This is a genomic window from Paracoccus sp. DMF-8 (assembly GCF_029309835.1).
Classification (GTDB): domain Bacteria; phylum Pseudomonadota; class Alphaproteobacteria; order Rhodobacterales; family Rhodobacteraceae; genus Paracoccus.
On sequence record NZ_JARJHL010000014.1, the window covers coordinates 88947 to 109266 of the forward strand.

At 62.5% G+C, this 20320-nt stretch carries 25 protein-coding genes; 21 read left to right on the forward strand and 4 right to left on the reverse strand.

Translation table 11 applies throughout. The features are described from left to right. Window positions 1-112 precede the first annotated feature (112 nt). The 20 genes from PE067_RS14680 (at window position 113) to PE067_RS14775 (ending at window position 16033) form a co-directional block, all read left to right on the forward strand. Window positions 113-869, forward strand: a protein-coding gene (locus tag PE067_RS14680) for an IS5 family transposase (protein WP_276188865.1) whose coding sequence is annotated in 2 segments (ribosomal slippage) — window positions 113-444 and window positions 443-869 — 759 coding nt in all. Because the reading frame shifts where the segments join, the coding sequence is not laid out codon by codon here. A 52-nt stretch (window positions 870-921) separates the two neighbouring features. Then, a complete protein-coding gene (locus PE067_RS14685) occupies window positions 922-1137 on the forward strand; it encodes a hypothetical protein (protein ID WP_276190369.1) in 216 nt (71 codons plus the stop codon). Next, window positions 1127-1666 (forward strand): hypothetical protein, encoded by a 540-nt coding sequence (locus tag PE067_RS14690; protein ID WP_276190371.1) that lies wholly within the window; start codon window positions 1127-1129, stop codon window positions 1664-1666. Before PE067_RS14685 ends, PE067_RS14690 begins: the two co-directional genes overlap by 11 nt. A gap of 13 nt (window positions 1667-1679) precedes the next feature. Beyond that, entirely contained in the window at window positions 1680-2546 is an 867-nt protein-coding gene (motA, locus tag PE067_RS14695) for a flagellar motor stator protein MotA (RefSeq protein ID WP_276190373.1), read from the forward strand. Then, a complete protein-coding gene (locus PE067_RS14700; protein WP_276190375.1) occupies window positions 2543-2812 on the forward strand; it encodes a hypothetical protein in 270 nt (89 codons plus the stop codon). Before motA ends, PE067_RS14700 begins: the two co-directional genes overlap by 4 nt. Continuing rightward, complete coding sequence (locus PE067_RS14705) at window positions 2809-4890, forward strand: flagellar biosynthesis protein FlhA (protein ID WP_276190377.1); 2082 nt, start codon at window positions 2809-2811, stop codon at window positions 4888-4890. Before PE067_RS14700 ends, PE067_RS14705 begins: the two co-directional genes overlap by 4 nt. 35 nt (window positions 4891-4925) lie before the next feature. Beyond that, window positions 4926-5123 carry a flagellar biosynthetic protein FliR gene (locus PE067_RS14710; protein ID WP_276190772.1) on the forward strand — a complete coding sequence of 66 codons (198 nt, stop codon included), beginning with the start codon at window positions 4926-4928 and terminating at the stop codon, window positions 5121-5123. After that, the gene (locus PE067_RS14715; protein WP_276190378.1) at window positions 5111-5638 is read left to right on the forward strand and encodes a flagellar biosynthetic protein FliR; all 528 of its coding nucleotides are present in this window, start codon (window positions 5111-5113) and stop codon (window positions 5636-5638) included. The genes PE067_RS14710 and PE067_RS14715 overlap by 13 nt, the downstream gene beginning before the upstream one ends. Next, window positions 5638-6792 carry a flagellar type III secretion system protein FlhB gene (locus PE067_RS14720; RefSeq protein WP_276190380.1) on the forward strand — a complete coding sequence of 385 codons (1155 nt, stop codon included), beginning with the start codon at window positions 5638-5640 and terminating at the stop codon, window positions 6790-6792. The genes PE067_RS14715 and PE067_RS14720 overlap by 1 nt, the downstream gene beginning before the upstream one ends. 8 nt (window positions 6793-6800) lie before the next feature. Next, window positions 6801-7169 (forward strand): hypothetical protein, encoded by a 369-nt coding sequence (locus tag PE067_RS14725; protein WP_276190381.1) that lies wholly within the window; start codon window positions 6801-6803, stop codon window positions 7167-7169. 160 nt (window positions 7170-7329) lie between these two features. Further along, window positions 7330-8442, forward strand: a complete 1113-nt coding sequence (locus PE067_RS14730) for a class I SAM-dependent RNA methyltransferase (RefSeq protein WP_276190383.1) — start codon at window positions 7330-7332, stop codon at window positions 8440-8442. 29 nt (window positions 8443-8471) lie between these two features. Next, window positions 8472-9653: an HPP family protein gene (locus tag PE067_RS14735; RefSeq protein ID WP_276190385.1), complete on the forward strand. Its 1182-nt coding sequence runs from the start codon at window positions 8472-8474 to the stop codon at window positions 9651-9653. Window positions 9654-9773: 120 nt separating this feature from the next. After that, window positions 9774-10736, forward strand: coding sequence for an AAA family ATPase (locus tag PE067_RS14740; RefSeq protein ID WP_276190387.1), 963 nt, complete (start codon window positions 9774-9776; stop codon window positions 10734-10736). Then, a complete protein-coding gene (locus tag PE067_RS14745; protein WP_276190389.1) occupies window positions 10730-11581 on the forward strand; it encodes a DUF58 domain-containing protein in 852 nt (283 codons plus the stop codon). Before PE067_RS14740 ends, PE067_RS14745 begins: the two co-directional genes overlap by 7 nt. After that, complete coding sequence (locus PE067_RS14750; RefSeq protein ID WP_276190391.1) at window positions 11568-11897, forward strand: hypothetical protein; 330 nt, start codon at window positions 11568-11570, stop codon at window positions 11895-11897. The genes PE067_RS14745 and PE067_RS14750 overlap by 14 nt, the downstream gene beginning before the upstream one ends. After that, complete coding sequence (locus PE067_RS14755; RefSeq protein ID WP_276190393.1) at window positions 11894-12820, forward strand: VWA domain-containing protein; 927 nt, start codon at window positions 11894-11896, stop codon at window positions 12818-12820. The genes PE067_RS14750 and PE067_RS14755 overlap by 4 nt, the downstream gene beginning before the upstream one ends. Beyond that, entirely contained in the window at window positions 12817-13686 is an 870-nt protein-coding gene (locus tag PE067_RS14760) for a vWA domain-containing protein (protein WP_276190395.1), read from the forward strand. Before PE067_RS14755 ends, PE067_RS14760 begins: the two co-directional genes overlap by 4 nt. Next, window positions 13683-14294 (forward strand): hypothetical protein, encoded by a 612-nt coding sequence (locus PE067_RS14765; RefSeq protein WP_276190397.1) that lies wholly within the window; start codon window positions 13683-13685, stop codon window positions 14292-14294. The genes PE067_RS14760 and PE067_RS14765 overlap by 4 nt, the downstream gene beginning before the upstream one ends. Next, window positions 14288-15460, forward strand: a complete 1173-nt coding sequence (locus tag PE067_RS14770; RefSeq protein ID WP_276190399.1) for a hypothetical protein — start codon at window positions 14288-14290, stop codon at window positions 15458-15460. The genes PE067_RS14765 and PE067_RS14770 overlap by 7 nt, the downstream gene beginning before the upstream one ends. A 165-nt stretch (window positions 15461-15625) precedes the next feature. Continuing rightward, window positions 15626-16033 carry a helix-turn-helix domain-containing protein gene (locus PE067_RS14775; RefSeq protein WP_276190400.1) on the forward strand — a complete coding sequence of 136 codons (408 nt, stop codon included), beginning with the start codon at window positions 15626-15628 and terminating at the stop codon, window positions 16031-16033. Here the strand turns inward: PE067_RS14775 and PE067_RS14780 are convergent. Further along, window positions 15991-16371: a hypothetical protein gene (locus PE067_RS14780; RefSeq protein WP_276190402.1), complete on the reverse strand. Its 381-nt coding sequence runs from the start codon at window positions 16369-16371 to the stop codon at window positions 15991-15993. The genes PE067_RS14775 and PE067_RS14780 overlap by 43 nt on opposite strands. On the opposite strand from PE067_RS14780, the gene PE067_RS14785 reads away from it, so the two are divergent. Next, complete coding sequence (locus PE067_RS14785) at window positions 16358-16810, forward strand: hypothetical protein (protein WP_276190404.1); 453 nt, start codon at window positions 16358-16360, stop codon at window positions 16808-16810. The genes PE067_RS14780 and PE067_RS14785 overlap by 14 nt on opposite strands. On the opposite strand, the gene PE067_RS14790 is transcribed toward PE067_RS14785, so the two are convergent. The 3 genes from PE067_RS14790 to flgK form a co-directional block, all read right to left on the reverse strand. Next, window positions 16724-17824, reverse strand: a complete 1101-nt coding sequence (locus PE067_RS14790; RefSeq protein WP_276190406.1) for a flagellar basal body P-ring protein FlgI — start codon at window positions 17822-17824, stop codon at window positions 16724-16726. The genes PE067_RS14785 and PE067_RS14790 overlap by 87 nt on opposite strands. Beyond that, complete coding sequence (locus PE067_RS14795; RefSeq protein WP_346429704.1) at window positions 17824-18774, reverse strand: flagellar hook protein; 951 nt, start codon at window positions 18772-18774, stop codon at window positions 17824-17826. Before PE067_RS14795 ends, PE067_RS14790 begins: the two co-directional genes overlap by 1 nt. A gap of 62 nt (window positions 18775-18836) precedes the next feature. After that, window positions 18837-20282, reverse strand: coding sequence for a flagellar hook-associated protein FlgK (gene flgK, locus PE067_RS14800; protein WP_276190411.1), 1446 nt, complete (start codon window positions 20280-20282; stop codon window positions 18837-18839). Window positions 20283-20320: the final 38 nt, after the last annotated feature.

Here is a 20320-nt window from a genome sequence, read left to right on the forward strand (position 1 = left end):
TGGTTTTGCTTTTCCCTGGCGAGGAAGTTGAAAAACCTCAACAATCTAGGCTCAGGACCCATTGATTTCCGACTGGCGGCGTGATTCACGGTTCGAAAAGCGAGCGGTGACCATGTCTGATCTTTTTTGGTTGACGGACGCGCAGATGGCGCGTCTTGAGCCTTTCTTCCCCAAGTCCCACGGCAAGCCTCGCGTCGATGATCGACGCGTGTTAAGCGGGATTATCTTCATCAATCGCAATGGCTTACGGTGGCGCGATGCCCCGGCAGCCTATGGCCCGCACAAGACACTATACAACCGTTGGAAGCGGTGGAGCGACAAGGGCATCTTTGCCCAAATGATGGCGGGTCTGGCGGCCGGGCACGGCGAAGAGAAGACCGTGATGATCGACGCCACTTACCTGAAGGCCCACCGCACCGCGACCAGCATGGGCGTGAAAAAGGGGGCGTGGGCGCCTGATTGGTCGCACCAAGGGCGGCATGAACACCAAGTTGCACGCCATCTGCGACAGCCAGGGGCGCCCCCTCAACCTGTTCGTCACTGCCGGACAGGTCAGCGATTACATCGGCGCGCGGGCATTGCTGAGCAGCCTGCCGGATGTCGATTGGCTGCTCGGGGATCGCGGCTATGACGCCGACTGGTTCAGAGAAGCGTTGAAAGACAAAGGGATACGCGCCTGCATCCCAGGCCGGAAGCAGCGGAAGAAAACCGTCAAGTACGACAAGCGCCGGTACAAACGGCGCAACCGGATCGAGATCATGTTCGGCAGGCTCAAGGATTGGAGGCGTGTGGCGACCCGGTACGACCGTTGCCCCAAGGTATTCTTGTCAGCAATCGCACTTGCTGCCCTCGTCATCTACTGGCTTTGAAACTCAATGAGTCCAGACCCTAGAAACGGGTCTTGGCGGTGCCATCGCTGTCATGATCAGCGAAGTAGAAAGGCTGGAGCGTGCGGTTCAGGATGCGAGATCCGAGGCGGCCAATGCAACCAGCTCTCTTGCCGCCGAGATAGAGCGGGCGAAGCAAGAGCGCGCCTTTTGGGCAATGCAGCAGAAATTCGCAAACGCCTCGGGATCAGATGGAAAAACATTAATCCGAAAACGTCAGCGCAGGAAAGATACTGTCAATGAAGTCTAGATCGGTCCTGACCTGGATGGGTGGCGTTTTCATGATCGTGGCGGCTGGCAGCGCCATTCAGCTTACCGGTTGGATACGGTTGCAGGCCCATGCTGAAACGGCGGATCTGCTGAAGGGATGCACTGATGTTCCCGAAGCCGTCGAACTGGCCATCCGCTTGAACGATCGTGCCTTGCGCATTGAACGTTATCTTGCCGAACTCGACCGGAAGAAGGCCGAGGTAGACACGTCCAGGGCTGCACTGTCCGAGACACTGGCCAGACTTGTCGCGGAAAGCCCGGCGACGCCCAAATCAAAAGCGGCGAAGCAGGATGAGGTTAACGAGGATGTCGCAAGGCTTGTTGCGGTTTATGATCAGATGAAACCCGAACAGGCCGCGGTGGTTATCTCGAATCTTCCGCCTGATTTTGCTGCGGAAATCCTGATGCGCGTCCAGCCGGAAAACAGCGCCAGAATCATGGCCTCCGTCGATCCGAATCAAGCCGCCGTGCTGACCTCATACATGGGTTCGCGCCGCGCGCGTCAATAGCAAGGGTTGAATAATGTTCGGGATAGTCGGAATTGTCGTAACCTTCGCGATGGTATTTGGTGGATATATTCTCGCCGGTGGGAAAATGTCCGTCATCATGCACTCGCTTCCCTTCGAATTGATGATGATCGGCGGGGCGGCCACAGGTGCATATCTGCTTTCGAATGATATGGGAACGATCAAACATACCGTTTCCGGAATTATGCGCGCCTTCAAAGGGCCGAAGTGGCAAGAACAGGATTACCAGGATGTTCTGTCCCTGCTTTTTCAGTTGCTGCGGATCGCGCGCAGCAATCCGGTGGAACTGGAGGAGCATATCGAAAATCCAGCAGATTCCCCGATATTTCAAACATATCCGAAAATCCTCGCCGATAATGATGTGGTCACATTGATTACGGACACCCTGCGATCCGCAAGTCTCAACTACGACGATCCTTTTCAGGTGGAAGACATCCTGACGCGACGCATCAGCCTTCTGAAAGAAGAAGAGTCACATGTTCCGCACGCGTTGCAGAATGTTGCCGACGCCTTGCCCGCACTGGGCATCGTCGCCGCGGTTCTGGGTGTCATCAAAACCATGTCGTCGATCGACCAGCCTCCTGAAGTTCTGGGAAAAATGATCGGCGGGGCGCTGGTCGGGACGTTTCTCGGGGTGTTTCTGGCCTATGGTCTGGTGGCGCCTCTGGCGCAACGCCTTGGCGCGGTGACAAAGCAGGATCAATCCTTCTTCGATGTGATCAAAGCGACCCTGATTGCCGGATTGCATCAGCATGCGACCAACCTTTGCGTCGAAGTCGGCCGGCAGGCAGCGCCCAGCCACGTCAGGCCTTCGTTCGATGAGTTCGAGGCGACTCTCAAGGAGCTCAAGAAAGCCGCATGATCGCACTGTCTTTTATGTTTGCGATGTCGATGGCGCTGGCGAATGAACCCGTGGCGACCAAGACCGATATCCTCGACGAGATGACCAGAAGGTTGCTGGATGGCCAGATGGCTCCGGGAAATATCGAGACCCGCCTGATGGCGCTGGCACCTGCCGAACGCTTTGAAGTGATCATGTTTTTGCGCAGGTCCGGGCTTCTCACGGGGAAAAGCCTGTCGGTTGATCGACTGCTCACCATGGGATCCGATACGGAGGTCCGGCATTGAACGCACTTGGTATGACTGCCGGGGCGTCTCTGCGGCCCCTGATCATCACGGGTATTCTGGTGCTGATCGTCGTGTCGATGGTCGTGCCGATACCTGCGAGCCTGCTGGATGTCGGCATTGCGCTGTCGATTGCCAGTGCCATGCTGATTCTGGTTATGGCGTCTCTGGTCGAAAAGCCTACTGATTTTCAGGCGTTTCCGGTGCTTCTTCTTGTAACGCTGGTGATCAGGCTGGCGCTGACCGTTTCGTCCACCCGATTGATCCTGACGGAAGGTGACAAGGGAAAAGAGGCCGCCGGTCATGTGATCAGTGGCTTTGCCGAATTCGTTGCCGGGGGATCGCTGCTGATCGGGCTGACGGTCTTTGCCGTGATTTCTGTCGTGAACTTCATGGTGATCACCAAGGGCGCAGGCCGCATGGCCGAGGTTTCGGCGCGTTTCGCCCTGGATTCGCTGCCGGGCAAACAGCTGGCCATTGATGGCGATCTGAACTCTGGCGCCATCACCCATGAAGAGGCGAAGCAACGCAGGATCAACGAGCAAAGAGAGATCAGCTTTTACGGCTCTTTGGATGGTGCGTCGAAATTTGTCAAAGGCGATGCCATCGCCGGTCTGGTGATCACCATGATCAACCTGTTGGTCGGGCTTTCGGTCGGCCTGTTGATCCATGATATGCCCGTTTCCGAGGCCCTGAGCACCTATTCCCATCTGACGATCGGCGACGGGCTTGTCACCCAGATCCCCGCGCTGATTACCTCGATGGCGGCCGCTCTGCTTCTGTCGCGCGGCGGGGCGACAGAGGCGACCTCTGAACTGATCTCGGCCCAATTCACCAGAAACTGGCATGCACCCGCGATCGTGGGTGCGGGCATGCTGATCCTGGCGCTTGTGCCGGGCATGCCGGTGCTGGTGTTCGTCGCTTTGGCCGCCTTGCTGTTCGGGCTGGGATACATGACATATCGCAAGACAAAGTCGCCGCCGGAAGAGCAGCTGGACGCCTCTTTGGCGGAGGATGTCGTGATCGCGGCACCGCGGATTGGCGATCTGCTCGATACCGATGAAATCGGGGTCGAGATCAGCGCCTCGCTGATTTCCAGTGCCCTGGATGAGGGGCGTGGTCTGGGCGCGCGGATCAACAATCTGCGCAACCATATTGCAAAGGCCTATGGTCTGATTTTGCCTGACGTCCGCATCACCGACGGCAAGGATTTCGCGCCCGATGAATATGTCATCCGGCTGCAAGGGGTCGTGCGCGGTCGCGGATTGCTGCGACCGCAGGCTGTTCTTGCCCTGGGGGCCGAAGACGTGGTCAGCCATCTGGTCGGCGAGGCGGTGCGCGAACCGGTTTACGGGACGCCGGGCCGATGGATTGATGTCGACCAGCAGGATAGCGCTGCGGTGTCCGGGGCGACGGTCGTCACCCCGATGGAGGTTCTGTCCACCCATCTTCTTGAAGTGGTGCGGTCGAACCTGCCTGCTCTATTAACCATGTCGGGCTTGCAACGGCTTATTCAGGAGTTGCGCACCGTGTCGGATGAACAGCGCGCGCAGGCAAATCAGCGGTTCTTTGACAGCATGATCCCCGACAAGGTTTCGCCCGAACTCCTGCTTTCCGTTCTGCGCGCGATGTTGGCCGAGCGCCTTTCTATCCGAAATCTCACGCTGATCGTCGATGCGATTTGCGAAGCGCGGAATACGGATGGGCCTGCCGCGGTCTATGAACAGGTCCGCAAGCGGTTGCGCGCCCAGATCACCGAACAATATGCGGGCGACAAGGGCAAGCTTGATCTGGTCCAGCTTCATCCCCAGTGGGAGGCAGAGCTTTCCCGATCCGAGGCAGATGCAGATCGCAACATCCAAAGCTCGATCCTGCAGTTGCAGGGACGGTTGTCGGAAGCCGTCAAAAAGACCCTGGAAGGTATCGAGACAGACATCCATCCCGTCGTTGCCGTGGCAGAGCATCGCCGTCGCCTGATCCGGTCCATGTTTGAGGCAACCGGCGTCCATGTCCCCGTGATGGCGCTGGACGAAGTCGATCCTGCGGCCACTGTCCGGCTTGTTGCAACGGTCGCCGCATGATTCCGCTGTTGTCTGAAAACTGGCTGCAACCCTGGATGCTGCCTTATCTTCTGGCTTACTGTCGCGTGCAGGGCTGCTTGCTGACCCTGCCCGTGTTTTCCGAACGACTTCTGCCCCCGCGCATCAAGATCAGCCTTGCCATGGCCATGACGCCTCTTTTGCAGAGCTGGCGGGGGGGCTTGCGGCGCCGTCGCTCGGGCATGTCGCGGCTTTGGTCTTGGTGGAAACGCTGACCGGGCTGCTTTTGGGCAGCTTGGTCCGGTTGCTGGCCCTTGCCCTGGATATCGCATCCAGCGTGATTGCGATGACGGCGTCGCTGTCCCAGATCGTCGGTGTGCCGAATGAATTCGCGCCGCATCCGATCGGGAACCTGCTGCACCTTGCCGGAATCGCGCTTTTGCTGGCGCTTGGCTTTCCGATGCTGGTCGCCGATCTTTTGCGCGAAAGTTTTGCGCTGAAACCTGTCGGATCATGGCCGCAGGTCGCGCAACTGGCGCCTGCGGCAATCGCGTTGATCGGCCGCAGTTTCGTTCTTGCGCTGATTCTTTCGGCGCCATTCATTCTGGGCGGTTTCCTGTTTCAGGCGTTGTCCGGTGTCATCAGCAAGGTCATGCCAGCCCTGCCCATCGTGTTCATCGGCGCCCCCGCCGCGATCTTGCTGGCGCTGATCGGTCTGGCATTGCTCGCCCCGCCGATCCTTGCAGTCTGGGCGGATGCCGTCTTGTCGATTTCCTTGCCGGGGTCCTGATGTCCGAGGAAGACGATACCGACAAGCAATATGACGCCAGCGAACAAAAGCTGCGCAAGGCGCGCGAGCAAGGCGATATCCCGCGCTCGACCGAGGTGAACTCGGCGCTGATGTATCTGGGGTTCTGGATTGCGATCGCGCTGATGGGGGCGGTTGCGGTTCCGGCATGGCTCAGACAGGCATCGCGGGCGATCGGGGCAGAGCCTTGGCCCGAGGCGCGGGGGCATTCGGTTTTCGATCTTGCGACATCGACGGCTGGCGCGTCGGCACTGATGACGCTGGCCGGGATCGCATTGATGGGCACTTGCACCCTGGTCGGGCTGATCGTTCAGCGCTCGATCATCTTTACGCCCAAGAAACTGGCGCCGGATATCAACCGCATCAATCCCTTCAAGAATGCCAGGCAGAAATTTGGCAAAAGCGGGCTGGTGACCTTTGCGATTTCCGCCGGCAAGGCCGCATTGGTCGCGCTTGGCGGTTGGCTGCTGTTTCGTTCGCTGATCGTGATGCTGATGAATGCGGATATCATGGGCGATCTGCAATGGATCGCGGGTCTGGATCTGATCCTGAACCGCGTCATCCTGTTGGCGATTGGGGTCTCTGTGGTGTTCGGCGGTATCGATTTCATGTGGAAGCGGTTTGAGCATCAGCGCCGCAACCGCATGTCGCGCAAGGAAATGACGGACGAGTATAAGGAAAGCGAAGGCGACCCGCATATGAAGGCAAGCCGCCGCCAGAAGGGTTTCGATATCGTCATGAATCGAATGCTTGACGATGTTGCCAAGGCCGATGTGGTGATCGTCAACCCGACCCATTATGCCGTGGCGCTGGAATGGAAACGCGGCAGCGGCCGCGCGCCGGTCTGTCTGGCCAAGGGCGTTGACGAGGTCGCGCGGCGTATTCGCGAAAGGGCAAAGGAAAATGGCGTGCCGATCTTTTCGGATCCGCCATCGGCCCGCGCGATCCACGCGATGATCGGCATCGGCGAAGAGATCCGCACCGAACATTTCGCCGCCGTCGCCGCCGCGATCCGCTTTGCCGAAGCCATGCGGAAAAAGGCGCGTTCGGGCTGGGGCGGCACCTGGCTGCGCGGCAACACCCCGGCCACAGATGGCGCGGGCAACCGCAGCACCCGGAAAGGGGGTGGGAAATGACAAAACAGATGAAAGCACTGACCGGTCTGGAACAGGTCGCCAGGCTGCGCTCTGATATCGAGATGAAGAAATTTTCGATCTTTCGCGCCAAGGTCGTGGCCGTTCAGGCCCGGCTTTCGCAATTACAGGACCAGCTTCGGGGATATTACGACGTGCCCGCCGCCTTTTCGCTGGATGAGGCAAGGCTGACCAATGCGCTCACGGTGGAAACATTGCAGTCGATCGCCCGGGAAGAGGCACATTTGCAGCGCATGTTGCCGGCATTTGAAATGGCACGGGCGGCGGCGACCAAGGAATTCGGGCGGGTTCAGGTCTTGCGCCAGTTGGGCGAAGATCTGGATCACCAGCGCGATCTGATCGCGCGCCGCAGGATGTAAGCCCTGATCATGCGTGCCCCGAACCCGAAATCCCTTTGGTCGACGCGGCTTGGCCGGGGCTTTCCGGGCTGCCGCTATCTTGCGCGGGCCTTTGTGATCTTGTGCCCGGAGGCCGAAATCTCGGCTGGTTGTCCACGCGGCACGGCATTAGACAGACGCAATGGACACGACCGATCAGTTTGAAATCTTTCTCGTCGCCACCCCCGGGCTGGAAGCTCCGCTGCTGGACGAAGCGATTGCAGCCGGGTTCCCGGCGCAAATCACCGATGGCGGGATAAGTTTTCCGGGAACCTGGGTGGATGTCTGGCGGGCCAATCTTGAACTGCGCGGGGCGACGCGCGTGCTGGCCCGGATCGGTGCGTTCCGCGCGATGCATCTGGCCCAGCTGGACAAGCGGGCGCGTAAATTTCCCTGGCTTTCCGTTCTGCCGCCACAGCCGGTCTTGCGCGTCGAAACCACCTGCCGCCAGTCGCGCATCTATCACGCGGGCGCGGCCAGCCAGCGGATCGAACGGGCGCTGACCGAGGTTATCGGCGCCCGGCTGGATCCCAGGGCGGAACTGGTCGTCAAGGCGCGGATCGAGGATGACCTTTGCACCTTCAGTCTCGATACGACCGGCGAATCCCTGCACAAACGCGGCCATAAAGAAGCCGTCGGCAAGGCTCCGATGCGCGAGACGATGGCCGCGATGTTCCTGCGCGAATGCGGCTTTCAGGGCGATGAGCCGGTGCTGGACCCGATGTGCGGCTCGGGCAGTTTCGTGATCGAGGCGGCGGAAATCGCGCTTGACCTGCAGCCGGGTCGCAGCCGTGGTTTCGCGTTCGAAAGCCTGGCGACATTTGACGCGCAAGCCTTTCAGGCGCTGAAACGGACGGGGCCGGCCCGTGCCGCCCCGGCGCGTTTTTACGGCAGCGACCGCGATACCGGCGCCGTCAATATGAGCCGCAAGAACGCCGAACGCGCGGGCGTGTCCCGGATCGCCGATTTCCGCAACTGCACCATCAGCGACCTGACCCGCCCCGAAGGCCCTTCCGGTCTGGTGATCGTGAATCCGCCCTATGGCGCGCGGATCGGCAACAAGAAACCGCTGATGGCGCTGCACCACTCGCTAGGTCAGGTTCTGCGCGAACGCTTTTCAGGCTGGCGCGTCGGTCTGGTCACCAGCGAACCCGGCCTGGCCCGCGCGACCGGCTTGCCGTTTCAGCCGCCGGGACCCTATGTGGCGCATGGTGGTCTGAAAGTCCGGCTGTTTCAGACCGGACGCTTGCCTTAGGGAAAGACGGGCAGGGGGCGAGGATACAGATGAAGGTCGATGACGAAGGCTATTCCTGGCGGCAGATCGGACCGGCGATGTCCCATGCGCGCCCGGTCGAAATGCTCCGCGCGGGGTTTGGTGTCTTTTTCGGCCTTGTCGCGCTGGAACTGGTCGGGCAGCTGATCGGCACCGATGGGCGGTTGTCGCTGTTTCTGATCGCCCCCTTCGGTGCCACGGCCTTCCTGCTTTTTGCCGTCCCGAACGCGCCGCTTGCCCAGCCCTGGTCCGCGACCGTCGGCAATACCGTTTCCGCGCTGGCTGCGCTTGCCGCGATCAGATGGGTCGCGGATCCGTTCTTGCTGGCGACGGTTGCGGTCGGTGCGGCGGTTGTCCTGATGCATCTGGCGCGGGCGCTGCATCCGCCGGGCGGGGCGGTCGCGCTGAGCACGGTGCTGGCCGCGGATGCCATTCCCGATCCGGCGCTGCTTTATGTCCTGTCGCCGGTTCTTTTGGGGACCTTGGTTCTGGTTGTCGTCGCGGCGATATATAACCCCTTGACTGGACGTCATTATCCGTTCCGGCAGATCCATGATGCGGCGCATCGGCCGACCGATCCGCCTGAACGCAACCCTCTGGGCCTGACGCGCGAACAACTGGCCGACCTGCTCAGCGATTTCCGCCAATCCTCGAACATCGGGGTCGAGGATCTTGCGCGGATCATCGCAGGCGCCGAAGATCGTTCGGCCAGCATGCGCCTTGGCAGCAAGACCTGCGGCGATATCATGTCCACGGATCTGGTCTATGTCACGACCGAGGCGCCCTTGGTGCGGGTCGCGACCCTGTTCAACCGCTATGGTTTCACCGCGCTGCCGGTCGTGCGCGATGATGGCGATTATGCGGGCATGATTTTCCAGTGGCATCTGATCCGCCGTGCCAGCGAAGAGGCGGTGCGCCTGCGCGCGCGCTTTCTGGATGGGGTCGTCGCGATCCTTGATCCGGCGGTGGGCCGCACCGTCCGCGCCGCTTCGGTGATGGAGGTCGATGGCCCGGTCCTGACCCCGCAATCGCCGGTCATCGACCTGCTGCCGATCCTGTCCCACGGCCGCACCGATGCCGTCGCGATCGTCGAGGGCAATCGCGCCGTCGGCATCATCACCCGCACCGATCTGGTCGCCACGCTGGCGCAGGCTCTGGTCCGCCGCTCGAACGAACAGGACCCCGAGGCCTAGCCGGTCGGGGCCTAGCCGCGCCGTTCCATGGGGGGGCTTCTGGTCCCTTAGTGTTAGAGTTGAATTTCCCGCTTTCCCGAACGCCTTGCCGCATGTGAGCCTCGCGCAGGGAGAAAGAGCATGTATCAACTGGACAATTTCCCCGACAACCCGGTCGCCTTGCTGACGCGACAGGTTGCGGCGGGGCTGATCGGGCATGAGCGTATGGTCGAACGGCTGATCATCGCGCTGCTGGCCGGGGGGCATGTGCTGCTTGAAGGGCCGCCGGGCATTGCCAAGACGCGGGCGGTCAAGCGACTGGCCGCCCATCTGCCGGGGAAAGATGCGCGCATCCAATGCACGCCCGATCTGCTGCCCTCGGATCTGACCGGGACGCAGGTCTTTCGCGCCGACAGCGGCAGTTTCGATTTCGTGCCGGGGCCGTTGTTTCATTCGCTGGTGCTGGTCGATGAAATCAACCGTGCCCCGCCCAAGGTCCAGTCCGCGCTGCTCGAAGCAATGGCCGAACATCAGGTCACGACCGGCGGCACGACCCGCCCGCTGCCCGATCCCTTCATGGTCGTTGCGACCCAGAACCCGATCGAGCACGAAGGCACGTTTCCGCTGCCCGAGGCCCAGATGGACCGGTTTTTGCTGCATCTTTTTCTGGACCTGCCGGATGCCGATGCCGAACGCGCCATTCTGGATCTGGTCGAGGCGGAAACCGTTTCTGCCCCGCCCGGGATCGGATCGGTGATCCCCGAAGAAGATATCCATGCCGCCCGCCGCGCGGTCGCGCAGGTGCATGTCGCGCCCGCGTTGAAGGATTTCATCGTGCGTCTGGTGATGGCGACGCGGGCCGGGGGGATCGTCGCCGACAGGGTTGAGCATCCGGTTTCGCCGCGCGGAACCTTGGCGCTGGCCGCCGCCGCGCGGGCGCGGGCCCGGCTGCATGGCCGCGACCATGCCCTGCCCGAGGATGTCGAGGAACTGGCCCAGGACGCGCTGGCCCATCGCCTTGTCCCGAACTGGCAGGCGATCAGCGAAGGGCGCACGGGCCGCAGCCTGATCGCCGATATCCTGCGCGAGATCCGCCCGTGGTAGCTGCCGCCCGCAATCTTGCGACGCTGGATCATCCCGGCCTGCGCCTGACGGCGGCCGAGCTGATCGCCCGCCGCCCCGCCCCCCATGCCAGCCGCCACCGGCCGGCCAGCCGGCGCGCGGGGGCGGTCCCGGCGCGCGTCGCGGGGCAGGGCATGGATCTGCGCGAAATCCGCGCCTTTACCGAAGGCGACGACCTGCGCCGCATCGACCCCGGCGCGACGGCCCGGACCGGCCAGCTTCATATCCGCAGCTTTCACGAGGATCGCGACGACACCACCCTGCTGATCGCCGATTTCCGTCACCTGATGCTGTGGGGGACGGGGGCGGCGCTGCGCTCGGTCCGGGGCGCGCGCTGGCTGGCCCAGATCGGCTGGCAGGCGGTGGCGCGGGGCGGATCGGTTGCCCTGATGGTGGTCGGCGATGACGGTCCGGCGCTGGTGCATGCGGGGCTTGGGGCGATGCAGATGCAGGCGGTCGCGATGGCGATGGCGCATGGCCATGATGCGGCGCTGATCCGCAAACCGCATCCGACGGGGCTGGGCCCCGCGCTTGCGCAGGCGCGCAGGATGGTGCCGCCCGGCGGGCAGATCCATCTGGCGACCGGCCCCGACGGGCTGACCGATGCCGATGCCGCCCTGTCGCAACTGGCGCGTGGGCGGCGGTTGCATCTGCACCTGATCCTTGATCCGCTCGAAACGCAGCCGCCTGAGATGGCGGTGTCGGTCAGCCACGGCCAGACCGCCCGCCACGGTCGGCTGACCGCCTATGATCCGCTGCCGCTGCTGGCCCATTTGCGCGGATTTGGTGCCGAACCCGCGACGGTCCTGCCCGATGACACCGACTGAGCTGATCGCCGCGCTTTCGCCAAGCCGCCTGCCGCCCTCGATGCTCGATCTGGGCTGGCGCGAGGGGCTGGCGGTCTTTGGCCTTGGCCTGCTGGCGTGCACGCTGTTGGTCTGGCTGCTGTCGCCGCTGCTTGTCCGCAGAACATCGACCCGCGCCCGCATCCGGGCCACGCGGGGCATGCAGGGGCAGGAACGCCTGCTGGCCATCGCGCGCATCCGGGGCTTTTTGCCCAAGGCGCTGCGCCCGGCCGCCTATGGCGCGGCACCCCTGCCGCCCCAGGACCGGATCGAGCGTCTGGCGCGGGGGCGGAAATGAGCTTTTCCTGGCCGCTGGCCTTTTTGCTTCTGCCACTGCCGTTCCTGATGCGCCTGCTGCCGCCCGCGGCCGCGCGGGGTGGGCTGCGCGTGCCCGCCCATGTTTTCGCCGGGGTCGCGGCGCAGCAGGGGGCCGGGCGCGGAATGGTGCTGGCAGTCATCGCCTGGGCGGCGCTGATCACGGCGATTGCCGGACCGCAGATCAGCCGGACCAGCGACATGCTGCCCGCCTCGGGGCGCGATATCGTGCTGGTCATCGACCTGTCGGGCAGTATGCAGAAAGAGGATTTCCGTCTGGACGGGCAGCCGATTTCGCGGCTGGATGCGGTGAAACGTACGGCCTCGCGCTTTGTCGCGGCGCGGCGCGGCGACCGGATCGGGCTGGTGATCTTTGGCGACCGCGCCTATTTCGCCCAGCCCCTGACCTTTGACGTGAATGCCGTTGCCCGCGCGATAGACGAGGCGCAGATCGGCATTTCCGGCCGGGCCACGGCGATTTCGGACGGTCTGGGGCTGGCGATGAAGCGGCTGGCCACCAGCGATGCCCCGACGCGGGTCGCAGTGCTGCTGTCGGATGGGGTCGATACCTCGGGCAATGTGCAATCGGTCGATGCGGCGCGGCTGGCGGCGCAGCATGGTATCCGGATCCACACGATCGCGCTTGGCCCCGAAGACCTGGAAAACCAGCCGAAATCCCGTGATGCGGTCGATACCAGGACCCTGCGCGAGGTTGCCGAACTTTCCGGCGGGACCAGCTTTCGGGTGCGCGGGGTCGAGGATCTGCAGGCCATGGCCGCGACGCTTGACCGCCTTGAACCCAACCCGACCGAGCGCCCGCCGATGCGCTACTGGCATGCGCTGTGGGTCTGGCCGGGCGCCTTGGCGCTGGTCCTGATGGCCCTGATCGCATGGAGGCGCGGATGATCCTGCTGCGTCCCCTGTGGCTTTGGGCCTTGCCGGTGCTGGCTGTCCTGGCGCTCGCCATCTGGCACCGCCCCCGCGATGCGGGCGGTTGGAACGCCCTGCTGCCGCCACATATGCTGGCCGGTCTGGCGGTGCTTGGCCAGCTTGGCTGTGGGGCGGGCTGGCTGCGTTTTTTGCCGATCCTTGGGGCAGCGGCGCTGATCGCGGGTCTGGCCGGGCCAGCGGTTCGCCGCGCCGACGCCCCGGTTTTTGCGCAAAGCGATGCGGTGGTCATCGCCATCGACATGTCGCCGTCGGTTGCAAAGGGCGCCGCGCTGGAACATGCCAAGGCCGCCGCTGCGGGTCTGCTGGCGCAGCTTGCCGGTCGTCCGGTCGGGCTGATCCTTTACGCCGGCGAGGCCTATGCCGTCGCCGCCCCGACGGACGATCCCGCGACGCTGGAAACCCAGATCTCGGTTCTGGACGCTGAAACCATGCCGGACGAAGGCTCCCGGCCTGCCGCGGCGATTGCGTTGGCGGGGCAGATGCTGACCGGGCTGAAACGCGCGGATCTGGTCCTGATTTCGGATGGTGGCGGCGTCGATGATGCCGCCCGGTCAGAGGGTTTGCGCCTGCAGAACGCGGGCATCCGCATTCTGGCCCTGATCCTGCCCGGGGACCCGCCGTCAGATGTCAATGCCTTGAAAAACCTGGCGAACGGACCCGTCACCAGCTTTGATGCGCCCGCGCCGGTGACGCGCGCCCTGGCCGGTTCCGGGCTGGATCGTGATGCGGCGATGCTGGCGGTGCAATATCGCGATCTCGGGCCGTGGCTTGCGCTGATCGCGGTCCTCACACTGTTGCCGCAATTTCGGAGACAGTCATGAAAACCGCAATTCTGCTGGCATTCGGTGCGGCCTGCCTGATTTTGGCGGGACCACAGGCACTGGGCCGATTGGCGCTGATCGCGGGCCTGCCTCAATCCGCTGCGGCCCTGCTGACGGACCCGCTGGAAAAGGGCGTCGCGCTGTATCGCGCGGGCGAATATGCTGCGGCGGATGCCGCCTTCGCCGGTTCGGGCCGCAGCCAGACCTATAATCGTGGCCTCAGCCTGGCCGCGACGGGTGAATACCCGCTGTCCGTCGCCTATTTCGATGCGGTTCTGTTCGCCAATCCCGCCGATGCCGATGCGCGGCGCAATCGCGATCTGGTCCGCAGCATGTATCCGCCGACGCAGGGCGACAGCATCGTTCCCGGCCGGATCGAAGGGCATGGTGGCCTTGGCCCGGCCGAGGAAACAGCAGAGACGACGGCAGGCATTCAGGACCCCGAGATGCATCGCAAGATCGAGGCGCGGGGGGTGGTCGCCAGCGATGAATGGCTGAGCACGATTTCTGACGATCCCGGCGAATTCCTGCGAATGCGGTTGAAGGCCGAACATGACCGGCGCGCCGGGCAGGGCCTGATCCGCCCCAGAGAGGCCGAGCCATGGTGATCCGGCTTCTGATTTTTCTGCTGCTGGCGGTATCGCCCGCCCATGCCGACAGCCTGCGCCTGATCGTTCCCGACATGCGGCCGGTGGTCGGTGAAATGATCCCCGTGACCATCCGGGGCGAATATACGGGCAATATCTCTCTGGAAAAAATGACCTTTCCGGATTCGGCGGGTTATGACTGGATTCAGGTGGCGCGCGACCGTTGGGCGGATGAGCGGATCGACGGCAGGATGTATCGCATATTCGAACGGCGAATTGCGGTTTTCCCGCGCCAGCCAGGCACGCTGACCATCGGCCCGGTCACGCATCACCTGACCAAGGCCAGCGGCACAACCCGGCCGGTCTTTGACGTGGTTGCCCGTCCCATGACGCTGGCTGTGACGCCCTATCCCGGGTCTGGACGTGCGCTGGCCTCGAACCAGGTCAGGGTGTCGGATGAGTTTTCGGCGGATCCGTCCCGGCTTGGCCCCGCCGATACCATAACGCGACGCATTACACTGACCGCCGACAACAGCATGGCCCATCTGCTTCCGCCGCGCCCCTTGATCCGCGAACCGTGGCTGATCAGCTTCGCCGCCCCCGAGATCCGCGAAACCCGCCTGACCGCGCAGGGACCAGTTGCCGTCGCCATCTGGGAATGGAGCCTGCGCCCCCATACCGGAGAGGTCGGATCGCTGATGCCGATTCAATTCCCATGGTTCAACACGCAGATCCGGGAGATGCGCGGCGCCGTGACCTTGCCGGTCGAAATCGGCATTGCAGGCTTTGGCGATAACATCGGCGGAATCGATGCAGCGACGCGACGTGACCGATTGCAGATGGCTGGGCTGGGTGTCGTGGGATTGATCATTGGGCTCGCTGTGGCCGTGTTCGGAAGGATGCCCGCCCCGCGCCGCCTGGCGGATCATCTGCGCCGCTTGCGTCGAAATGCGAAAATCCAGGCGCTGCGCATGGCCGCAGATCAAGGCGACCTGATGTCTTTGCGCGCTGCCGCCGAAGCCTATCTGCAAGAGGAGCTGCGCCTTGGCCGCAACCCGGCCCGCGGATCGTTGGCGGAGCTGGATCGGGCGCTTTTTTCTGCCGATCCGCCCAAAAATTTTGATCGTCACGAATTCGTGCAAAGGCTGTCGGGAAAGGCGACCGAACAGGAGAATCGTGCTCTCTGAGCGTTCCAGGCCTGTCGTAGTGCCATAGGCTTTTCCTTTTCTGATCACGCCTTGATCGTTGCGGGGCGCCGAAACGAAAGATCAACGTAACCGGTGCAAAGACCCCATGTTTCAATGAATCAAGGGTTTAGCGATACTGTCCCCACCTGATGAAGGAGGTGACAGATGCTGGACGGAGAGGTCTCGGAGAAGGTGGACGAGGTCTGGGGCTTTGCGGTCCCGACCCGCAGCGGCGGACGGCGGCAATGGCCCGCAGCACTTCGCGCCATGGCGGTCGAGCGGATCGCGGCCGGCGAGGGAATCCGGGAAATCGCCGAGGAAATCGGCGCCAACAAGTCTCTGGTCGCGGTCTGGGTGAAGAATGCGCATCGCGAAGATCCCGCGCCGGCGTTCTTCGAGGTCGTGCCGCCGACCGCGGTGAAGCCGGGCTCTAAGCAGAGCATGGCCATTTCCCCGGAAGATACGGCCCCGACCTGCCGGATCTGCATCGGCGATGCCGATATCGCGATACCGCCCGGCTACCCGACCGATCACTTGGTCGAGGTGCTGCGCGCGGTGAGGGCTTCGCAGTGATCTCCCCCGCCGGCGGTTTCCGCATCTTTCTTGCCTCCGAACCGATCGATTTCCGCAAGGGTAACGTCGTGGCCTGCCTGCGCGTCCATGCGCTCGGACAGGATGGTGTCTTCCGTGCCGAAATCGGCCAGAAGGTCGTCGTGCAATGCCGCCAGGTTTCCGGCAGATCCGAATGCCTGCTGCATCTCGGGCGTCGATGCCGACCAGATGGCTTCGACATCCCCATGCAGGAACCGCTCTGCCATTCGCTGCCCTGCCGAAAGCGGGTCCGCCTGCGCGGCGACCGACATGCCGGCAAAGGCCAGAACTGCCGCGATCCCAAGGTTGAGCTGCGTCATTGCCGCCTCTGCCTCTGTTTCCGCTTGCATCCTCGGCTGGATACTGACCGCCCGCAATCGGCTCTTCGCGTCACTGGAAAGCCAGTGGCCGTTTGGGATACCGAACCTGTGCAGGCCACTTCCTTTTCGTCAGATCGGCCATCACGGCACGTATGGCTCGCACCTCCTACACCAGGCGCTCGTCAAAAATAATCTCGGCAAAGAGGCGTTTCCGGGGCCTTTGCACCGGTTACAGATCAACCGTGTTGTCCGGGTGTCGGCGCTGGCCGGGATCCGTCTTTACTTCTTTTATCAATCGCGTTGTGATCGCCGGTTTCAGCGGCTGATGATATCTGCAAGCGGCTTTGCTGATCTACCGGACGATGAATTCTGCATGCAAAGCGCCAGCGGCATGGACAGCCTTCAGGATGTCGATGAGATCGCGCGGCTTGACCCCTAACGCATTCAACCCCTCGACCACATCCGAAAGAGAGGTCTCACCACTGATCTCTGCAAAGCCAATGCCCGGCTCTTGCGTGATTTCAGCCTGGGTGCGTGGCACGACAACCGTCTCACCGAAAGAAAAGGGGTTTGGCTGGGATACGGCAGGCGCTTCGCGAACACGGATGGTCAGATTGCCCTGTGACACCGCGACGCGCGATACCCGCACATTATCCCCCATGACGATCGTGCCGGATTTGTGGTCGACGACCACCCGGGCCGGGGCCTCTGGCTGAACGGTGATGTTTTCGATACGTCCGACCAGACGCGCGGGGTTGACGCGGCCCAAGCGGGTCGAATCGATCGTGATCGTGCCTGCGTCAAGCAGTTCGGCGACACCGGAGCCCAGATCGTTATTGATTGCGGCCTCCATCCTTGCCGCGGTGGTGAAATCGGGATTGCGCAAGGCGATCCGCATTGTCGTCATCGACGAAAAATCGAAATTCACTTCGCGTTCGACACGCGCACCCGAGGGGATGGTTCCGGTCGTGGGAACGCCGAGCACCACCTTTGCCGCATCGCCAGATGCTTCGGCACCGCCCGAAAGGACGGCCCCTTGGGCGACGGCATAGATTTCGCCATCTGCGGCGTTCAAGGGCGTCATGACAAGCGTGCCGCCCAGAAGGCTCTTGGCATCGCCGATTGCCGCGACACTGACATCAATTTGGGAACCGCTGCGCGCAAAGGGCGGTAGCGCTGCCGTCACGATCACGGCTGCTACGTTCTTGGGGCGGAACGCCTCATCCGTGACATTTACGCCCAGCCTTTCAAGCAGCCCCGCCATGATATCTTCGGTAAAGGGCGCATTGCGCAGGCTGTCGCCCGTTCCATTCAGGCCGACCACAAGCCCGTAGCCGATCAGATCGTTTCCACGCACACCGTCAAAGTTCGCGAGATCCTTGATCCGGACGGGGGCGGCAAATGAGGTCAAGGGCAGGATGAGCAGAAAAGCGGCCAGGATCCATTGACGCATTACAGGTAGTCCGTCAGTTTGAGTTTCGACAGCCGCGCGGTCAGGGCAAAGATGTTTTGCATCCCGGTTTCCGCCTCTTTCAAGGCGAGTGCCGTCTCATATGGGTCGGCCGAGATGATGGCGCCGCGATTGATCGTCAGGGTCGCGCGTTCAGAGGTGTTCTGTGTCTTTGCGCGTGCAACTGCCTGTTCGGAAACGCCGATATCGGCGCGAAGGTTGGTGAGCGCAAAGTTTCCGCTGTGCAGGCGTTCAGCGGCGCCTTGCAGCAGGTCGCGCGTTTCATCGATACTGTAGGTTCCCGGCGCTGCTGCGACGAGCGAGATGATCGCAAATCCTTTCAACACATCGCGGAATGCGGCGCTGCTGGATGTTGCGCCATTTCCGGCGAGTTGGGTGTCTGTGACGGGCACCTGACCGATGGGACTGGCAGAGCCGTGATATGCCGTATCCATGAAACCGCCGCTGCCGGCAGGGCCGTCGAACCAGTTGTCGACGGCCGCAAGAATGTCGTCCATCGTGGTCAGCCCTGCGACCTCTGTAAGCAGCGCGGATTGAATGTCGTCACGCGATGACAGCGGTTTGACATCGGTGCGGGCGCCCGCGAAGACGAATTTGCCCGCGACCTCGGTATTGAGGGCCCGGATCACCGTATTGAAATCCTCATTCGCCGCAGAAACACGCAGTGCAAGTGTTTCGGGCGAAGCGGAATTCGCCTCGGAAAGGAAAGTCGGTGCGAGCGATGACAGCAGGTTCTGGATCGTCTCGGTCGCGGCCTGCATGCCACTTAGCCGACCTTCGACCGTTGCGATGTTCTGGTCATAGGTGTCAAGCTGGGCAAGCCTTGTCTGAAGATGGTTGATCCGCGACAGATCGCCCGACAGCGAACGTGCGATGTCCGATTTCAGGCCCGAGGAAACCTCTTGGGTGAGCGTATCGACGCGGCTTTTCATGGTCACATTGGCCAGACGCGTGTGGAAAGAGCGAGACAGGTCGCCGATCGAAGAAAAGTTGGTCATGTCAGCCTCAGGATGGTGTCGATCATGTCATGGGCCGCCTGCAGCACCTTGGCGTTGGCGGTATAGGCGTTTTCAAGCTGCAGCAGCGTTTCGAATTCCTTGTCGCTGTCGACCCCATACGAGAGCAGGCTTGCAGTCATGCTGTTGAGATAGCTTTTGTCGTGCTGAGAAGACGTTTCGCTGTTCAGGCGATTTGCTGCGGCAAAGGACATCAACTGGGTCGCAAGGATGAACGCCGTTTGCCCGGATGTCGCCAGCCCGGCCCGGTCCGTCAGGGCCGCGCGCGCGTTGTTGAGCAGGCTGCTATTGCCGACATCGCCGGCGCTTGCGGCATGGATCCCGTCGCGGATGCGCCAGAGTTGGCCCCCGGCGCTTTCGTCCACCAATGCGTTCATCTGGATGCGATTGGCAAAGCCGACCTGCGCGGCAGGGTCCAATGCGGTCTGCCTGTCGGTGAAAAGACCGGGCAGCCCTGCTGAGATTGTCGGATCGACGGCAGGATCGGCAAAGCGCTGGTAAAGGTCGACGGCATAAGCATCGATGCGGGACTGGTATTCCGGCGCAAGCTCATCGCGGATCTTGAAATTCGCTTCGAGGCTGCCGCCCTTGAACAATGCCATCTGGCCCGACGACAATGGCTCACCGTTGAGCGTGAGCAGGCTGAGCTGGCCATTTGCCACCGACATTTCCGGCCCGATGATCGGGGCGGCTGTAAAGCCGATGGTCGATGGCGTCGTTCCGTCAAGCAATGCCGCCCCGGATTTGGTGAAAAGCGCAATTTGACCCGCACCGCGCGACACCTCTTGCACGGGCACGATATCGGATATGGCGTCGACGGCGGATTGCCGCATGTCCATCAGGGAAGAAGCATCCTGGCCCTTGGATTGGGCGATGGTGATCTGGCGATTGAGGCGGGCAACTTCGGCCAGCGATTCGTTCAGGCGCTGAACGTCGTTGGCAATGGTCGTATCGGCGGCGGCCCGTGCCGTTGAAATATCCCCGGAGATGCTGTTGAGTTTTTCGGCAAGCCCCTTTGCGCTGTTCGCGACATCCAGCAGCCGAACCGGGGCATCAGGGCTGGCCGTTGCCGCGGCAAGCGCAGTGTCGAACGCGGTCAGCAATCCGTTCAGTGAGGTCGTCTGATCGGCGGTGCCGATGCTTGATTCGATCGTGCGGAAAAATTCGTAGGTGGTGTTCGATTTGCCGAAACTGGCCTGTGCCACCCGGTTGTCCGCAAGAATCGCGGCCGGGACGGCCCGCGTCACGCCGTTGATATGGACGCCGCCACCATTCGCATAAAGCGAACGCGAGGAGATGTTCAGGTCCCGGGCCGCAGAGCCGGGGGTCTGGGCGTTGGCGATGTTCGATGACACCACCTCGGTTCCGCGCGAAACCGCAGTCAGGCCGGATATGGCGTTGGAAATGGCAGCCGTGATGCTCATTTTCTGTGTCCTTGGCTGGGGCCGACCGGGTCAGGCGG

Bases quoted from the DNA above. Each gene is read 5' to 3' on its own strand.
- flgK (WP_276190411.1), bottom strand. From the start codon at position 20,282: ATGAGCATCACGGCTGCCATTTCCAACGCCATATCCGGCCTGACTGCG.
- PE067_RS14690 (WP_276190371.1), top strand. From the start codon at position 1,127: ATGAAGTCTAGATCGGTCCTGACCTGGATGGGTGGCGTTTTCATGATC.
- PE067_RS14730 (WP_276190383.1), top strand. From the start codon at position 7,330: ATGGACACGACCGATCAGTTTGAAATCTTTCTCGTCGCCACCCCCGGG.
- PE067_RS14790 (WP_276190406.1), bottom strand. From the start codon at position 17,824: ATGCGTCAATGGATCCTGGCCGCTTTTCTGCTCATCCTGCCCTTGACC.
- PE067_RS14710 (WP_276190772.1), top strand. From the start codon at position 4,926: ATGCTGCCTTATCTTCTGGCTTACTGTCGCGTGCAGGGCTGCTTGCTG.
- PE067_RS14685 (WP_276190369.1), top strand. From the start codon at position 922: ATGATCAGCGAAGTAGAAAGGCTGGAGCGTGCGGTTCAGGATGCGAGA.
- PE067_RS14735 (WP_276190385.1), top strand. From the start codon at position 8,472: ATGAAGGTCGATGACGAAGGCTATTCCTGGCGGCAGATCGGACCGGCG.
- PE067_RS14780 (WP_276190402.1), bottom strand. From the start codon at position 16,371: ATGACGCAGCTCAACCTTGGGATCGCGGCAGTTCTGGCCTTTGCCGGC.
- PE067_RS14765 (WP_276190397.1), top strand. From the start codon at position 13,683: ATGAAAACCGCAATTCTGCTGGCATTCGGTGCGGCCTGCCTGATTTTG.
- PE067_RS14755 (WP_276190393.1), top strand. From the start codon at position 11,894: ATGAGCTTTTCCTGGCCGCTGGCCTTTTTGCTTCTGCCACTGCCGTTC.
- PE067_RS14775 (WP_276190400.1), top strand. From the start codon at position 15,626: ATGCTGGACGGAGAGGTCTCGGAGAAGGTGGACGAGGTCTGGGGCTTT.
- PE067_RS14770 (WP_276190399.1), top strand. From the start codon at position 14,288: ATGGTGATCCGGCTTCTGATTTTTCTGCTGCTGGCGGTATCGCCCGCC.
- PE067_RS14700 (WP_276190375.1), top strand. From the start codon at position 2,543: ATGATCGCACTGTCTTTTATGTTTGCGATGTCGATGGCGCTGGCGAAT.
- PE067_RS14750 (WP_276190391.1), top strand. From the start codon at position 11,568: ATGACACCGACTGAGCTGATCGCCGCGCTTTCGCCAAGCCGCCTGCCG.
- PE067_RS14760 (WP_276190395.1), top strand. From the start codon at position 12,817: ATGATCCTGCTGCGTCCCCTGTGGCTTTGGGCCTTGCCGGTGCTGGCT.
- PE067_RS14795 (WP_346429704.1), bottom strand. From the start codon at position 18,774: ATGAAAAGCCGCGTCGATACGCTCACCCAAGAGGTTTCCTCGGGCCTG.
- motA (WP_276190373.1), top strand. From the start codon at position 1,680: ATGTTCGGGATAGTCGGAATTGTCGTAACCTTCGCGATGGTATTTGGT.
- PE067_RS14720 (WP_276190380.1), top strand. From the start codon at position 5,638: ATGTCCGAGGAAGACGATACCGACAAGCAATATGACGCCAGCGAACAA.
- PE067_RS14740 (WP_276190387.1), top strand. From the start codon at position 9,774: ATGTATCAACTGGACAATTTCCCCGACAACCCGGTCGCCTTGCTGACG.
- PE067_RS14725 (WP_276190381.1), top strand. From the start codon at position 6,801: ATGAAAGCACTGACCGGTCTGGAACAGGTCGCCAGGCTGCGCTCTGAT.